This window comes from Rosenbergiella sp. YN46 (assembly GCF_036620675.1).
GTDB lineage: Bacteria > Pseudomonadota > Gammaproteobacteria > Enterobacterales > Enterobacteriaceae > Jejubacter.
In genome coordinates this window covers 180,594-194,726 of sequence record NZ_JAZHEE010000003.1, presented here as the reverse complement: position 1 = coordinate 194,726, position 14,133 = coordinate 180,594, and the positions used below count along the sequence as shown (strand labels likewise).

Sequence of the window (14,133 nt, the reverse complement as noted above, 5' to 3'; positions counted from 1 at the left end):
TTTGGTTTTTTTTGGGGTGGTAAATATTTTTATTTTGCTTTATCTTCGCTTTCCAGACAGAACGCTTTTATGATGACTTAAATATAATTCGATGTTTATCCTGACGGGACGGGTTATTTGGCCTGAGAGCCAGCGTCCGGTGTTATGGCAATGCGAAAAATAATAAACATGAGTTAGCCCAATATAGATATAATATCGTCACGAGGTCTCTATGTGTGATAAGAACTATTTAGTCGTTGCGGGGGGCGCCATCAGCCGCCATGCCAAACCGCTTACACCACTCGAAGAAACGATCGATCAGATTGTTACGTCGCTGACCAATAAAGGCGAGCACGTAAAATTTACCCCAACTTATGACGAAGCGGAGACCTACGTTACCTCAACCGCTTCTATCGACTGCATTATGGTGGAGTGGCTCCCCCAGCAGGAGCAAAACGTCCTGTCTCTGCTGCGCCATCTGCGGGTACGACATGAAAAAGCGCCCGTTTTTTTGCTGATCAACTCTCATCAGGATAACCGCTCGGTTACGCCGGAGGTGATGAGTGAAGTGACGGAAACTTTCCTGGTGCTGGATGACACCACCGATTTTATCGTGGGCCGCCTGCAGGCCGCCGTCGCCCGCTATGAAAAAACCATCATGCCGCCGTTGATGGCGGCGATGATGGAGTATGCCAAAGAGAAAGAATACTCCTGGTCAGCGCCGGGCCATCAGGGGGGGATCGGCTTTTGCAAAACGCCGGTCGGTCGTAAATTTTTTGATTTTTACGGCGAGAATATCTTCCGTACCGATATGGGGATTGAACGCGCCAGTCTGGGGTCGATGCTGGACCACACCGGCGCTTTCGGCGAAAGCGAGAAGTACATCGCCCGGGTCTTCGGCGCCGATCGCTCTTATTCGCTGGTGGTTGGGACTTCTGGCGCCAATCGTACCATTATGCAGGCCTGTTGTTCTGATGAAGATATCGCTATCTGCGACCGTAACAGTCATAAGTCTATTGAACAGGGACTGATGCTGACCGGGGTTCGTCCGGTATATATGACCCCGACTCGTAACGCATACGGCATTATCGGGCCGATCCCGAAAAAACAGATGACCCGTGAGGCTATCTCCCGCCAGATCGAAGAGAGCCGCTTCGCCCGCGAAGCAAAAAACCCGCGCCCGGCTTATAGTGTTGTCACCAACTGTACTTATGACGGTCTGATCTACAACGGCGATACGGTGCAGGCGCTACTGGGCGACAGCTGCGATCGTATCCACTTCGATGAAGCCTGGTTCGGGTATTCGCGCTTTAACCCCATCTATAAAGGATTCCACGCGATGCGCGGCGATAAGTCCGGGCATAGCGCTGACCAGCCGACGCTGTTTGCGACTCACTCGACCCATAAGCTGCTGAATGCGCTGTCGCAGGCCTCATATATTCATATTCGCGAAGGGCGCGGTAATATTAAACCGGCGCAGTTCAGCCAGGCGTATATGATGCATGCCACCACTTCGCCGCTGTACTCTATTGCCGCTTCTAATGACGTGGCTGCCGCGATGATGGACGGTAAGCAGGGGGTTAACCTGACCACGGAAGTGATTGAAGAGGCTGTGGAATTCCGCCAGGCGGTGGCCCGTGCTCATCATGACGCGGAGAAAAACCACGACTGGTTCTTTAAACCCTGGAATGCGGAAGTGGTGACTGACCCTGCTACCGGCGAGCGCTATGACTTCGCCGATGCGCCGCTCTCTCTGTTGACCACGGAACAGGCATGCTGGAAGCTGCGTCCGGAAGACAGCTGGCATGGTTTCAGTAATCTGGATGAAGACTGGGTGATGCTGGATCCGGTTAAAGTCAGCCTGCTGACGCCGGGCCTGAATGGCGACGGCTCGCTCCAGGATAATGGGGTACCGGCTGCGCTGGTCACCGCGTATCTTTCGAGCCTGGGCATTGTGCCGACCCGTACCACCGACTTCCAGGTGATGTTCCTGTTTTCTATGGGCGTAACCAAAGGTAAATGGGTCACGCTGATGAACAGCCTGATGGCCTTTAAGCGCCATTATGATGCCGATGCGCTACTGGAAGAGGTTCTGCCGTCGCTGGTTGAGAGTGCACCGGACGTGTATCGCGGTATGACCATGCAGCAACTGGGCGATCGCATGATGGATTTCCTGAAGCGGCATAATCCCAGCGAGCAGTTGAATAAAGCCTACTCGACGCTACCGCAGATCGATATGTTGCCACGCGAGGCCTACACCCAGCTGGTTAAGGATAATGTAGAACTGGTGTCCATTCAGGCGCTGGCGGGTCGCACTGCGGCAAATTCCGTTATCCCTTATCCGCCGGGAATTCCGATGCTGATGTCCGGTGAAAACTTCGGCGACGAAGATAGCCCGCAGATAGCCTATCTGAAAGCGTTGCAGGCATGGGATGACACCTTCCCCGGCTTTGAACATGAAACCGAAGGGGCGGAAAAAGAAGAGGGTATCTACCACGTGATGTGCGTTAAATAACCCGAAATGGGGTTGCGGCCGCCGTCCGTAACCCCATTTTTTTTGCTGCTGATACCGGTAACGACAGAGAGATGGTAGCGTAAAAATCCATAAATATGACATATTGCGGCATATATATTCGCTTTTATCAATAAATGATTAACGTGTTACTGAAATATTTTAATTACACACATAACTTTTTTTCATGCACATATCGCATTCAGAAACAAAATAGCGGTCATTTTCAGGGCCGCTAAGCGTACCCGATCAAGGATCTTCTCTTTTTGTGCCGAAAAATGTATATGGGAGGTTAAATAAAATAGCGTTATTTGTTCCGGAATGAAATGCCGTCATTGGGGTGTTTAATGCCTCTCTTGTTTGTTAATTATTACAGGGCATAATACCAGGATTAGTCTTAAACCACTTTCTAAGTATCTTAGCGAGGTCAACGGAGTATGAGAGATAGAACAGATAAACAGGAGTTAGAAAAAATATTTCGCCAGATGCTCAAGGAAGAAAGCTTTGGTTCTCAGTCCGAAATAGTTGAGTATCTTAAAAATAAAGGCTTTATCCATATTAATCAGTCCAGGGTTTCACGCATGCTGGCGAATTTCGGTGCTGTGCGTACCCGTAATGCCAAAATGGAGATGGTGTATTGCCTGCCCGTTGAATTAGGCGTACCAACGACGGATGCTACCTTAAAAAGTTCTATTCTGGATATCGCCGCCAATGATACCGTAGTCGTAACTCATACCATGCCCGGCGCTGCACCGCTTATCGCCCGGCTTCTCGACTCCTGCGGAAAGGCGAAAGGAATCCTGGGAACGGTGGCGGGTGACGATACAATTTTTATTGCCCCCATTGCTGGAACCACTCCCCAGCAGCTTTATCATTCGGTTCTCGATATCCTTAGCACTAAATAAAATTGCTGGCGTTTAATTAAATATTAACAGTATTTAAGAAATTCCGGGTTGTGTTTTCATGCTGCTTGTTTTTGGCAGGAGGAATCGTATCTATGGATATCAAAAATATCCTGAGTAAGAAACTGGAATCGGCATTTCAGGCGTTATGTTTTAGTGGGGTACATAAGGTTTTTGTACGTGCTTCTGCTCGCCCTCAGTTTGGTGACTATCAGGTTGATAGTATTATGGGGGTAGCAAAACAGAATGCTAAAACCCCCATGGAGATGGCAAAAGCACTGGCTGACTATATTGAAAATCAGACCAGCGATGATGGCGTAATTGAAAAACTGAAAGTTGTCGCGCCAGGGTTTATTAATATTTTCCTTAATACAGACTGGCTGGCGAATCGTTTGAACGTGGCTCTGGCGGACGAGCGACTGGGCGTGGATTCTGTGGCGCCACAGACCATAGTGGTGGACTACTCGTCGCCAAACGTGGCAAAAGAGATGCACGTCGGACATTTGCGGTCGACCATTATTGGCGACGCTTCAGTACGTACCCTGACTTTTCTGGGCCATAAGGTGATTCGCGCGAATCATATCGGCGACTGGGGCACCCAGTTTGGTATGTTGATCGCTTTCCTTGAGCAGGCCGAAAGCCGCGATGATATCTCTCTTTCCGATCTCGAAAGCTTCTACCGGGCGGCGAAAAAGCGCTATGACGAGGATGATGAGTTCGCCCGTCGCGCCCGGCAGTATGTGGTTCGCCTGCAGCAGGGGGATGAATGGTGCCGCAGGATGTGGCGCAGGCTGGTCGAGATCTCCATGACGCAGAATCAGCGTAACTACGATCGTCTGAATGTCACTCTGAAGCCGCAGCATATTATGGGAGAAAGCCTGTATAACGATATGCTGCCCGGCATCGTGGACGATCTTCTCAAGCGTGGTATCGCCAGCGAAAGCGACGGCGCCGTGGTGGTCTATCTGGATGACTTCCGCAATAAAGAAGGCGAACCGATGGGGGTTATCGTACGTAAAAGTGATGGCGGCTATCTCTATACCACTACCGATATCGCTTGTGCGAAGTATCGCTACGAACATTTCCATGCCGATCGCATGATCTACTACATCGACGCCCGCCAACATCAGCACCTGATGATGGCCTGGGAGATTGTCCGTAAGGCGGGCTATGTGCCGGCATCGGTCAGTCTGGAGCACCATATGTTCGGCATGATGCTGGATAAACAGGGCCGACCCTTTAAGACCCGCGAAGGCGGCACGGTGAAGCTTTCCGAGCTGCTGGACGAGGCGGTGGTTCGCGCCCGTAAACTGGTGGCGGAAAAGTCGCCGCAGTTGCCAGAGGCGGAGCTGGATTCGCTGGCGGAAATTATCGGCATTGGCGCGGTGAAATATGCGGATCTCTCTAAGAATCGCACTACCGATTACGTCTTTGACTGGGACAGTATGCTGTCGTTTGAGGGCAATACTGCGCCCTATATTCAGTACGCCTGCGCGCGTATCGCTTCGGTGTTCCGGCGGGCGGAACTGTCGGTGGATAGGCTTGAAGGCGAGATTTTCCTGAAGACTGACAGAGAGCGGATGCTGGCGATACGTCTGTTACAGTTTGAAGAGACGCTAAAGGTTGTTGCCCGGGACGGGACGCCGCATGTGATGTGCGCATACCTCTACGATCTGGCCGGACTGTTTTCGCGCTTCTACACTGACTGCCCGATACTGAACAACGACTCGCCGGTATTGCGGGCCAGCCGTCTGAAACTGGTGGCGCTCACGGAACGAACGCTAAGACAGGGGCTGGAAACCTTAGGGATTCAGACTGTCGAACGCATGTAATCAAAAACCTCTGGAATACAAGGCGCCCCGTTTTCGGCGGCGCCTTTTTATTTATGATCTCCGGCCCCCAGCCGTTGCAGGCAGGCGATAAGCTCCTGCTGGCTGATATTGATGTGTTCCACTACCCGACCATAGAGCATGGCGGTGGGGACGGAGCGTCCGTCCAGTTCGCACTGAGTGTTATGCAACACCCACAGCACGATGCGTTCGGTTTGCGTCAGGCCATCGCGCACATCTGGGATATCGTGTGATGGTATATTCATACTTTCAGTATGTTTGTTCTCTGAAAAGTGTGAAAGATGAATCCGGGCATGTTCTGGCAGAGATCACTGCTCGCATACGCTGTTTACGTGATATCGTTGTTCTGCGTCGATGATTCTGGCCATATTCGCAAGGGCCGGAAAGTCACTATAGCGATAGAAACGCGTCGGCACCGGGAGCTGTTTCATGAATTTACCCGGCCATAGCCGCAGCTCACCAATATGTGCCAGCGATACGCCATCCAGCATTTCGGGCAGCATCAGCGATTGTGGCGGAGCGCTTTCCCCCGGTGGCAGCGTCGGCAAGCGCTGGCTTCCCGTATTGTAATCCCGTCTTAACACCAGAAACTTTTGCGGAACCCGGCAGTGACTGTTCCACCACAGGCCGTCAATGCGATCGAAATGCTTCCGCGTTTGTGCGGCAGGTTGCGCATCAAGCTGAAGTAACGCATCCGTCAGCGCTGTGTTCATCGCGGTGTTGTATTCCCCGACTGAAGTGGCATGGCCAGTCAGAATCAGGTTGGCCGCAATTCGCGCTCCGAGCAGGTTAGAGTAGAGATCCTCCGGCGAAAAGGCGGAAACGGCCTCTGAAAATCCGCTGACCGATTCATAGCCATACCACTGCGCCACTTCATGCCAGGCCGCGACCTGGTATGCCAGACGCGCGGCCAGCCAGGCGGCGAGCGTATAACGGCTGGCGGGTTGAGAAGGCGGGGAGAAGGCGAACAGTCGAATCTCGCGCCGGGCTAGCTCTTCACCCAGCGTCAGTTTAACGTTCTGACCCAGCCGCGGTTGGATCTGGCTAAACAACCAGAACGTCATATCCGCGGTATCGCGGACGTGCGCAATATCGATAAAACCGCCGCGCCGGGTATAGAGAATGCCATTATTTTCGCTACCCAGTCCTGATAGATTCAGCAGTGCGGCGAAGGCGCTGTCGTTATAGCGATGCCTGCCGATGTTATCAGCCTCCACTACATTGTTGAGTCTATAGAACGGCAACGGAATTCCGAAGGCGATAGCCTTCAGGTTATATCCGAAGGCGCAGCAGGGGCGTAATCCGTCAGGTCGGGGAAGCGGGGACGTCACTGGCCAGGCCCGGCTCGCCTGCTGGCGCGGCGGATTACTGAAGTCCGTTGGAATGGGAATACGGGCGATGGCAAACGCACTAAACAGCGCAAAGCAGAGCGTTAAAACTCGAACGATCAAAACGCTTCTCCCACCTGAAAATAGAAGCCGCTACTGCCTTTGCCGACCCCAAAGTCGAGCCTGACGTTCATACGCGGTTTAAATTCAAAGCGATAACCCACCCCGGCAGAAGGCAGCCAGCGCGTTTTGCCCAACTGGCTGAACCGCGCAGACATGGTACCGCCGCCGATCCAGCCGACAATGCCGTGACGCCAGTTGAGTTTATGGCGCAGCTCCAGCTGGCTGCTGACGACATTGCGGTCATGGTAGCGGCCTTCGTAATAGCCACGCATGCGGTGATTGCCGCCCAGCAGCGGCAGCATATTCCACGGGATGTCTCCCTGGGTAAAGTGGCCGTCCACCTCCCAGGCCAGAGTATTGCGCTGATCCAGGGGGTGATACAGGCTATAGCGGCTCTCATATTCATTAAAGCGGGTGTCGCTGCCCAGAGCGGGCGTATAGCGGGTGTAACGTATAAACAGGGCCTGGCCCCGGCGTGGATTAGGGACGAAGTCTCGGGAATCGTAGTTCAGGCTGGCGCTGAATCCAGAACTGGTAATTGAAGCGCCGTCTGGCTCTTTCAGCAGCGGTCCGGTGCGGGCATCGTCAATCCGCCCGGCATGTAGCGTAGCGAATGACCAGCCAATCCCCACCCAGGTATCCGGCGCGATGCGCCGATAAAGGTCCGGGCGAATGCTGAAAGCCTGTGCCGTATATTTTTGTTTGTGGCTGTCGCGTGCTCCAGCCTGGAAACCGCGGCCCCAGTAATAGGTCGGGGTGTTATCCAGCGCGCCATCAAGAAAAACTCGCCAGCGATCGTTGGCGAAAAAAGCATAGTTTTTCATGCTCAGCCCCAGGGCGCCGGTAGAACTGACATAGCCGCTTAGCGAGAGCGTCGAGTTTTGCGTCGCTGGGCCGCTGTCGTCGGGGCGGTACAGGCCAACCACTGCTGCACCAATGCCCAGCCCCAGTTCCGGGGTATAAAAAGGGCCGGGCATAACCCCCCAGTCGATGCCTTTGCTGGCGTCGAATTTCCCGTCTGCGCCCAGTCGGTTAAGCCAGGCGTCCATGCGTTTTCGGGAAGGCAGCAAGCTATCGGCATGGGCGGTCTGATGGAAGATCAGACAGCATAATGTGGCGGCCAGGCAATGCCGGAGCATTAGAAGCGGAACTCTCCAGACATAAAGAAGCTGTTGCGTTCAGCGAAACCGACTTCGGTGGTGATATTAAAATTACGGGTTAGTTCATAGCTGGCGCCGACCAGTACGTTCCAGGGGGATTCAAGGTGTTGCTTAACGTCAAAGCGTCCGTTGCCTTTCTGGTCCGCCATCTGCATCAGAGATTGCAGGTTGCCGGGCATGTGGAGATCGCTCAGCTTGCCTTTAAACTCCTGCTGGACATTCTGGTACATGCTGCCGACCCAGACGTTAAGATGGCTTTCGCCCAGATGCAGGGCCTGAACCGGCGGTAATGTAAAGCGATAGCCGACGCGTGGCGAAAGAGTGAAGGCATCGATACTGCCGTCCAGAATGTCAAAGCGGGTCTGGGTGTAGTTCATATCCAGCAGACCGAACCAGTTATCGTATCCACCGGCGAACACGGTTCCCACGCCGAAAGTATCGCCTTTAAACTTCAGTTTAAAATCTAAATTTTGCAGGTCGCCAGATTTATTCATACCGTGAATAACACCGGCGATCATTTTGTTAATCAGGCCGTTCTGGGAAGAGGGGTTGGAATCAACGGAAACTTTGGATAATGAACTGCCGCGGGTTTTACCGACAATGCCATAAATATTCATAAACGGCAGTATCCAGGCATCCAGCTTAATTGTGCGGGTAGTGCTGCGCTGGCGAGTTTTCGCGACATTGATGTCGAATAGGTTGGACGGCAGGTTGATATTACCGATCCCCAATCCAGAGAAGTGAATGCTGTCGACGTCAATATTCTGACGAATATTCATGTAGTTAAAATTGATCCCAAACGGCTCCGGCAGATCGTATCCCCGGGCCCGGGCTTCGTCCCCTAATAGCGGAAGAAAAGAGCCGGAGGAGACAGCAGCGCTATTCTGGTTGGGCTGTGCCGCAGCGGGCGTGGTTTCTGCGTGAGCCAGAGAACAAAATGTTGCGGCACCAAGCAGCGAAATAAGCATGCGCTTTTTCATTGTTGTCGTAAATATTTATAAGGGGTTATGAATTTCGGAATATATAAAATTTTGCAGTTTTTATGTTATCTAAAGGTGCGCTTTAGGCGTGTTCTTTCTTTATTTTGTGAGATAGATATAAATCGCAAAGAAGCTTTTTAGGCTTGAACGAATAAGTAACGATATATTTATGTTAGTATCGTGTTTTCTTGCTCTTATGAATAATGTCATTAGGCTGTCATGAGATAAACCGGCAACATTCGCGTTTCTACACTGACTGTCCGGTACTGAACAGCGAATCTCTGACGCTGCGCGTCAGTTGCCTGAATAGGGTAGCGCTCACTGAGCGTACGCGGCGGCAGGAACTGGAAATTATAGGGATTCAGGCCGTCGAGTGGATGTAACCAATAATATCTGAACCATAAGGCGCCCCGTTTTCGGCGGCGCCTTTTTACTTATGATCTCCGGCCCCCAGCCGTTGCAGGCAGGCGATAAGCTCCTGCTGGCTGATATTGATGTGTTCCACTACCCGACCATAGAGCATGGCGGTGGGGACGGAGCGTCCGTCCAGTTCGCGCTGAGTGTTATGCAACACCCACAGCACGATGCGTTCGGTTTGCGTCAGGCCGTCGCGCACATCTGGGATATCGCGTAGGGATCGGGTCATACCGGCTCCTCTGTTTGCAGAGGAGCAGTATGCGCGCCATTCGCGTATCGGGAAAGGGTTAGCTTTATATTCCGAGCGGCGCTTCTGCCGGAATAAAGCTGTTAATGACCCGTACGTAGTGTTTACGTTGCGCTTCGGTGAACTCGCCGTTTGACGCCAGAGTGAAGACCAGCAGCTTGCGCGAGTCGGGATTCTGCTGTGGATGGTGAGGCAGGGTGATAATTGAGGAGATCTGTTTCACCCATTTTCCGTCTTCAAGAAACTTATTGGCGGTTTGCAGCACCGGCAGTCTGGAGGGGCCAATCTCATGCTTCAGGTTTTTGCCTTCGACTTCAAAGCCGGGCACAAAGCGCTTCATATTCTCCCATTGCTTTTCACAAAAGTCGTCTACGGTTTGTTCTGGCTCCAGCGTCGCACGGTTAACCATAATATTATACTGATTAGCGCCTTCATCGAAGTAGCGAAGAATATTGATGCTTTGATCGTTTTGCGGATCAAGCGTCATAAAAGTGCCTTCGTTAATAGGATAAGTCACGAGTTTATTACTCATACCTGCGTCTCTCTTAATAGTTATTGCCTTGATGTAGATAGCGGGATTATTTCGACGCGGCGGTTTTGCGCACGTCCTTCCCTGGTATTGTTACTGGCGAGGGGGCTGCTGTTACCTGCTCCCTTCACAATAAAGCGATTAGCCGGTAAGCCGGTATGGGCCACCAGCCATTTCTGGATGGTGCGGGCGCGTTCGATGGAAAGCGTCATATTGATCTCTGACGATCCGGTGTTATCCGAATGCCCGATAATCAGAAAGATTTGCCCCGGGGTACGGGTGATTTCCGGGACGATCTCTGTCAGTTTTTTTTCGCTGCCGGGTATCAGCGTGCTGCTGCCTTTTTCGAACATCGGCATAGCACCGGACAGCGTGAAAGATTTCAGGTTGTCTTCTGAGGATGTGTTACCTATTACATCCTGCGTATTTAAATGAGCGTACAGATAGAGCAATCCGCCTGCCAGTGCAGCCAGTGCCAACAGCAATGCAGCTATTTTGGGCCAGCGGCGGCGTGGAGATTCAGGTGTTTCTGGAAGCGGCACTTTGGCGATGGGGGTTGCATCAGCGACGGATGCCAGCCGAATTTTCGGTAGTGGTGGCATATCAAGGGTGGAGGAGAGCCCCGGCAGAATACCGTAGCGCTCGGCAAGCCAGCGGGACCAACTGCCGTGGCGCGTGAATCCCTGCCCATAGTCGGCCAGAGTCACGCTGGTCAGGCAGAGTGGAGATGCGTCAAACAGTTCCTGTAGCGCTTGTTCCGCCCGACTTTCCGATAACCAGCTTAAAAGAGTGTGGCCCAGGGCGCGACGCTGGAGGTCATAAATATCCCCCCCATCGTCGCGGACGCGCAGTTCATCGCTCAGAATCGATAGCTGCACTTCCAGCGTCGTCGTACTTCGGGACTGCGTTGTTAGCGTTCCTGTCCATACGGCTCGATCCGGATCGTGCGGGCTGCGTTGCAAGCTAAGTCGCGTGTAAAGCCCCACCATGCAGGGCAGGCGGCGCTGCAGCGTCTGGGAAGCCAGGTCACGCTGCCATTGCTTAATGTGTTCGACCAGTACCTGGTTACGTTCGAAGCCATCGGCCAGCAGCGGGAAAAAAGTCAGTATATCTGGCGTTTCCGGATGTGACTCCAGATGAGCCAGTCGTGCGGCAAGGGTTGCCGGATCCGCTGCCAGCGCCCAGGTTACGGCGCTGTCGCCATCCATTATCAGATCGGACTGATTAAACCATTTACCGGCAAATGGACCGATGATAAATACCAGCGCTCGCTGGGACGTCTTCGGCGGCGTGGGCTGATTATCCGGGGGCTTAGGACGAAGAGGATGAGCGGCGCGCAGTGCGGACAGCGTTTCGTTATGCCCTTCAATCTGGCCCAGTGCGGCCATCATGGTACGTGCAAAGGAGTCCAGGGATTTGCCATGAGTCGTTATCAGTGCGCTGAGCTGTTCGGAAAGCGGTGTACTATGCTCTGGCGCTTCGTCGCCGTAGAAATGGTGGGTCAGCGCATGGCGTTGCCACACGGTAGACTTGTTCTGCTGGTAGAGCTCAATACGCTTGTCAAGATAGCTACACAGCAGGCGGCACAGAGCCATCCGCTGTTCTGGGGGGGAATTTTCGGCAATCAGCGCGTTGTTAAACTGCTCCAGCAGCGTGATGAGCCGGCGCTGGAAGTCCGATAACGATGGAATCACTCCATCCAAAGAGAGCAGAGTATCGATTCCCATTAGTTGGTTAAAGAAAGTTGCGCTTTTCACCAGGCTTGCTCCGTCACCGCGCCCCAGCCGGTACTGTCTGACCAGGGGCAGATACGCACTACGCTGGGTTTTTCCATCGTGTTGGTTTTGAATTTAACGGTGAGGGAGACTTCATCGTTATCGCTGTCGGCACAGAGTCTGGCCAGCTCGGTGGAATCCAACATCTTTTTATACATCAGCGTATTACGTTGTGTGTAGACGCTGACGCACAGGCTTTCTGTATGTGGATTAGCACACAGGCTTTTTTCCATCGACACCTGTTTACTGTTATAAATAAACTGTCGGCTCAGCCAGTGCGCGTCATCGTCAGGCGGCGCGGCAAAGTAAGCGCAATAGTCTGGATCGATGACTTCTGGTAGCACTGTACCCTGACGCAGGCAGATCCCCGCCCGATATTCGAACTGGCGCAGCGTACGTATATTGCCCAGTCCATAGGGGGCCAGAGTCTTCGCATCTGTTTCCTCCAACCCCAGCAGCGTTCTCACCCGCTCTTTCGCCACCCGATCCCATTCCCACCATGCTTTATCCACCAGTCCTTCTTCTTTGGCCTGGTTATCGTGATCGCCCCAGACCTTGGGACAGCTCTTGCGTTGGTAGTAGTGCCACAGCAACAGCCGGTGGGGATGGAAAATGTCATAGCCGTGGGTAAAAGCACGTACCGCCATAGCTATCTCTTCTCCGGCGAAAAAGATTTGCGGATCGTTAGGGATAGTTTTCACAAAGTCGCCGCCAGCAAAGATAAAGCCACCGGCCAGATAACTACCGGGAATTGGCGCGGAAGCGGTAAAGGGTCGTGAACTTAACATCGGCAGACCTTCCTGACTGAATTCCCGGAAGGTCAGGCGACTGATGTAGGTCTGTTTACTGGCTTCTTCATCATCTCCCGGAGTATATGGAGGCGGGTAGGTGGTCAGAATTGGATGCGCCGTTATTTTTTGCAGCTGTTGGTGCATTGCCACCATTTCACGATCCCAGTTGCTAATAAACCGGCAGTGGGAGTCGATTTGCAGGAAGAAGCGTTCATTTTCGTACAGCGTTTCCGCCAGATGACGCGCCCAGCAGGCGCCGCGACTGGTGTAATAGTGCACGCTAATGACATCAATTCGCGCCTGTCGGTAGCTATAGCTATAGATGACGCGGTTGTTTACGGTTCGAGTGCCCTCTGGCGTTAGTCCGGCCTGGCTGAACAGGCTCAAATCTTCGTTATCCTGCCAGCATATGGCGATATGCAGGTATTCAGGCCGGGCGGCATGGCACAGCATATCCCGCAGCGTTGGGATTAGCTCCGGATCGCGGTAACTGGCCATACTGACAAAAATAGTGGGGGCGTTATCCATCATTCCCTGATCCATTACAAACATCGGGTTTACTGAATGTCGAAAATGACTTCCGCTTTGGCTGTGAGCTTGCCGCCAGCAGGTGTGGCTTGAGCTCCCGGGACAAGCGTGGCCAGCCAGCGGTATTCCGCAGGCGCGCGACTTGTGACGCTGGCTTTGGAATCGGAGTTAGTTCCATCGACCTTCATCGTCTGCCCGGCTGCGTTAGTTATTCTTATCCCCAGCCGATCCATGTTGCCGTTGGCATCCCTGGCGCGGATATAGGTGCCATCGGCGGCTGGTGTCGTCGTAGTGATTGATGCCGCAGAGGAATATGAGCCGTAATCAGTTTTACAGACAATATTAAAATTCAGGGGGCGAACAACGCCGGACTTTAATAGCGTGGGCGTCACATCGTTAAAGTCGATAGTTTTGGCGCCATCTGGGGTACAGGTCGGGGTACTAACAATTTTAATTTCGCCAATCGCCAGCTTCATGGCATACGTAGCCGGGTTGGCGTTCAATACGTAGTTATAGGCAATGTCGTTTGGCGGTAGTACCGTATCACCGTTGGGGTTGGTTAATTGCAGGCTATCAGCCGTCTTATAGAACTCGATACGAAAGAATGATCCTACCGGCCAGTTAAACCCAACTGAGGCTGGTATCGACCCGCGTGACGGATAGTGACCGAATGCGGAACCGTTACTCCAGAGCAGCTTAATGCCGATTCCCGGAACCTGGGTGGGATAGAGTTCAGTGGCGGTATCCTGAGTACCGAGATTAAGAGGCAGTTTGCCATATTCAGAACCATCTGCGCAGTGATTGTACATGATCATCTGGGTTAGCGCCGGGCTGTCATAGCGAGCGATGGGCGTGGAGGTATCAGCCGGTGCATCGGCCTGCACCTGGATCGTTTGCGAGCCAATGCGCAGGATGGTGGGCTGCCCGTATCTGGGATCCAGGGTACAAACCGCCATAGCGACCGGTGTTAGCAGGAAAGCAGCGATCAGTGTCGTGAGAATCCTTACCATAA

13 protein-coding genes are annotated in these 14,133 nt (G+C 52.9%); 4 read left to right on the top strand and 9 right to left on the bottom strand.

The genetic code is table 11. The annotated features are described in order from the left end of the window. Positions 1-211: 211 nt before the first annotated feature. The 3 genes from adiA to argS all read left to right on the top strand — a co-directional run bounded on the left by adiA (position 212) and on the right by argS (position 5,225). Entirely contained in the window at positions 212-2,494 is a 2,283-nt protein-coding gene (gene adiA, locus V3W49_RS04270; RefSeq protein ID WP_500143879.1) for an arginine decarboxylase, read from the top strand. Between the two features lie 434 nt (positions 2,495-2,928). Further along, positions 2,929-3,396 carry a transcriptional regulator ArgR gene (gene argR, locus V3W49_RS04265; protein WP_500143877.1) on the top strand — a complete coding sequence of 156 codons (468 nt, stop codon included), beginning with the start codon at positions 2,929-2,931 and terminating at the stop codon, positions 3,394-3,396. Between the two features lie 92 nt (positions 3,397-3,488). Further along, on the top strand, positions 3,489-5,225 hold the full coding sequence (gene argS, locus V3W49_RS04260) for an arginine--tRNA ligase (protein ID WP_500143876.1): 1,737 nt from the start codon (positions 3,489-3,491) through the stop codon (positions 5,223-5,225). A gap of 47 nt (positions 5,226-5,272) precedes the next feature. On the opposite strand, the gene V3W49_RS04255 is transcribed toward argS, so the two are convergent. From V3W49_RS04255 to V3W49_RS04240, 4 genes are all read right to left on the bottom strand, one after another. After that, positions 5,273-5,488, bottom strand: a complete 216-nt coding sequence (locus V3W49_RS04255; RefSeq protein WP_500143875.1) for a hypothetical protein — start codon at positions 5,486-5,488, stop codon at positions 5,273-5,275. A 63-nt stretch (positions 5,489-5,551) separates the two neighbouring features. Beyond that, positions 5,552-6,691, bottom strand: a complete 1,140-nt coding sequence (locus tag V3W49_RS04250) for a DUF4056 domain-containing protein (RefSeq protein ID WP_500144020.1) — start codon at positions 6,689-6,691, stop codon at positions 5,552-5,554. Continuing rightward, complete coding sequence (locus V3W49_RS04245; protein WP_500143873.1) at positions 6,691-7,833, bottom strand: BamA/TamA family outer membrane protein; 1,143 nt, start codon at positions 7,831-7,833, stop codon at positions 6,691-6,693. The genes V3W49_RS04250 and V3W49_RS04245 overlap by 1 nt, the downstream gene beginning before the upstream one ends. Next, positions 7,833-8,834 (bottom strand): hypothetical protein, encoded by a 1,002-nt coding sequence (locus V3W49_RS04240; protein ID WP_500143872.1) that lies wholly within the window; start codon positions 8,832-8,834, stop codon positions 7,833-7,835. The genes V3W49_RS04245 and V3W49_RS04240 overlap by 1 nt, the downstream gene beginning before the upstream one ends. Before the next feature lie 203 nt (positions 8,835-9,037). On the opposite strand from V3W49_RS04240, the gene V3W49_RS04235 reads away from it, so the two are divergent. Next, on the top strand, positions 9,038-9,217 hold the full coding sequence (locus V3W49_RS04235; RefSeq protein ID WP_500143871.1) for a DALR anticodon-binding domain-containing protein: 180 nt from the start codon (positions 9,038-9,040) through the stop codon (positions 9,215-9,217). Between the two features lie 47 nt (positions 9,218-9,264). Here the strand turns inward: V3W49_RS04235 and V3W49_RS04230 are convergent, their stop codons facing one another. From V3W49_RS04230 to V3W49_RS04210, 5 genes are all read right to left on the bottom strand, one after another. Next, a complete protein-coding gene (locus tag V3W49_RS04230) occupies positions 9,265-9,480 on the bottom strand; it encodes a hypothetical protein (RefSeq protein ID WP_500143869.1) in 216 nt (71 codons plus the stop codon). 64 nt (positions 9,481-9,544) lie between these two features. Continuing rightward, positions 9,545-10,030 (bottom strand): DcrB-related protein, encoded by a 486-nt coding sequence (locus tag V3W49_RS04225; protein WP_500143868.1) that lies wholly within the window; start codon positions 10,028-10,030, stop codon positions 9,545-9,547. Between the two features lie 20 nt (positions 10,031-10,050). Next, a complete protein-coding gene (locus tag V3W49_RS04220; protein ID WP_500143867.1) occupies positions 10,051-11,784 on the bottom strand; it encodes an OmpA family protein in 1,734 nt (577 codons plus the stop codon). Continuing rightward, positions 11,781-13,124, bottom strand: coding sequence for a GlcNAc-transferase family protein (locus tag V3W49_RS04215; protein ID WP_500143866.1), 1,344 nt, complete (start codon positions 13,122-13,124; stop codon positions 11,781-11,783). The genes V3W49_RS04220 and V3W49_RS04215 overlap by 4 nt, the downstream gene beginning before the upstream one ends. A 26-nt stretch (positions 13,125-13,150) precedes the next feature. Then, positions 13,151-14,131: a fimbrial protein gene (locus V3W49_RS04210; RefSeq protein WP_500143865.1), complete on the bottom strand. Its 981-nt coding sequence runs from the start codon at positions 14,129-14,131 to the stop codon at positions 13,151-13,153. Positions 14,132-14,133: the final 2 nt, after the last annotated feature.

What these genes read in the sequence shown, in the direction of transcription:
- adiA (WP_500143879.1), top strand. Translation starts at nt 212, where the DNA reads ATGTGTGATAAGAACTATTTAGTCGTTGCGGGGGGCGCCATCAGCCGC.
- argR (WP_500143877.1), top strand. Translation starts at nt 2,929, where the DNA reads ATGAGAGATAGAACAGATAAACAGGAGTTAGAAAAAATATTTCGCCAG.
- argS (WP_500143876.1), top strand. Translation starts at nt 3,489, where the DNA reads ATGGATATCAAAAATATCCTGAGTAAGAAACTGGAATCGGCATTTCAG.
- V3W49_RS04255 (WP_500143875.1), bottom strand. Translation starts at nt 5,488, where the DNA reads ATGAATATACCATCACACGATATCCCAGATGTGCGCGATGGCCTGACG.
- V3W49_RS04245 (WP_500143873.1), bottom strand. Translation starts at nt 7,833, where the DNA reads ATGCTCCGGCATTGCCTGGCCGCCACATTATGCTGTCTGATCTTCCAT.
- V3W49_RS04240 (WP_500143872.1), bottom strand. Translation starts at nt 8,834, where the DNA reads ATGAAAAAGCGCATGCTTATTTCGCTGCTTGGTGCCGCAACATTTTGT.
- V3W49_RS04235 (WP_500143871.1), top strand. Translation starts at nt 9,038, where the DNA reads ATGTCATTAGGCTGTCATGAGATAAACCGGCAACATTCGCGTTTCTAC.
- V3W49_RS04230 (WP_500143869.1), bottom strand. Translation starts at nt 9,480, where the DNA reads ATGACCCGATCCCTACGCGATATCCCAGATGTGCGCGACGGCCTGACG.
- V3W49_RS04225 (WP_500143868.1), bottom strand. Translation starts at nt 10,030, where the DNA reads ATGAGTAATAAACTCGTGACTTATCCTATTAACGAAGGCACTTTTATG.
- V3W49_RS04215 (WP_500143866.1), bottom strand. Translation starts at nt 13,124, where the DNA reads ATGATGGATAACGCCCCCACTATTTTTGTCAGTATGGCCAGTTACCGC.
- V3W49_RS04210 (WP_500143865.1), bottom strand. Translation starts at nt 14,131, where the DNA reads ATGGTAAGGATTCTCACGACACTGATCGCTGCTTTCCTGCTAACACCG.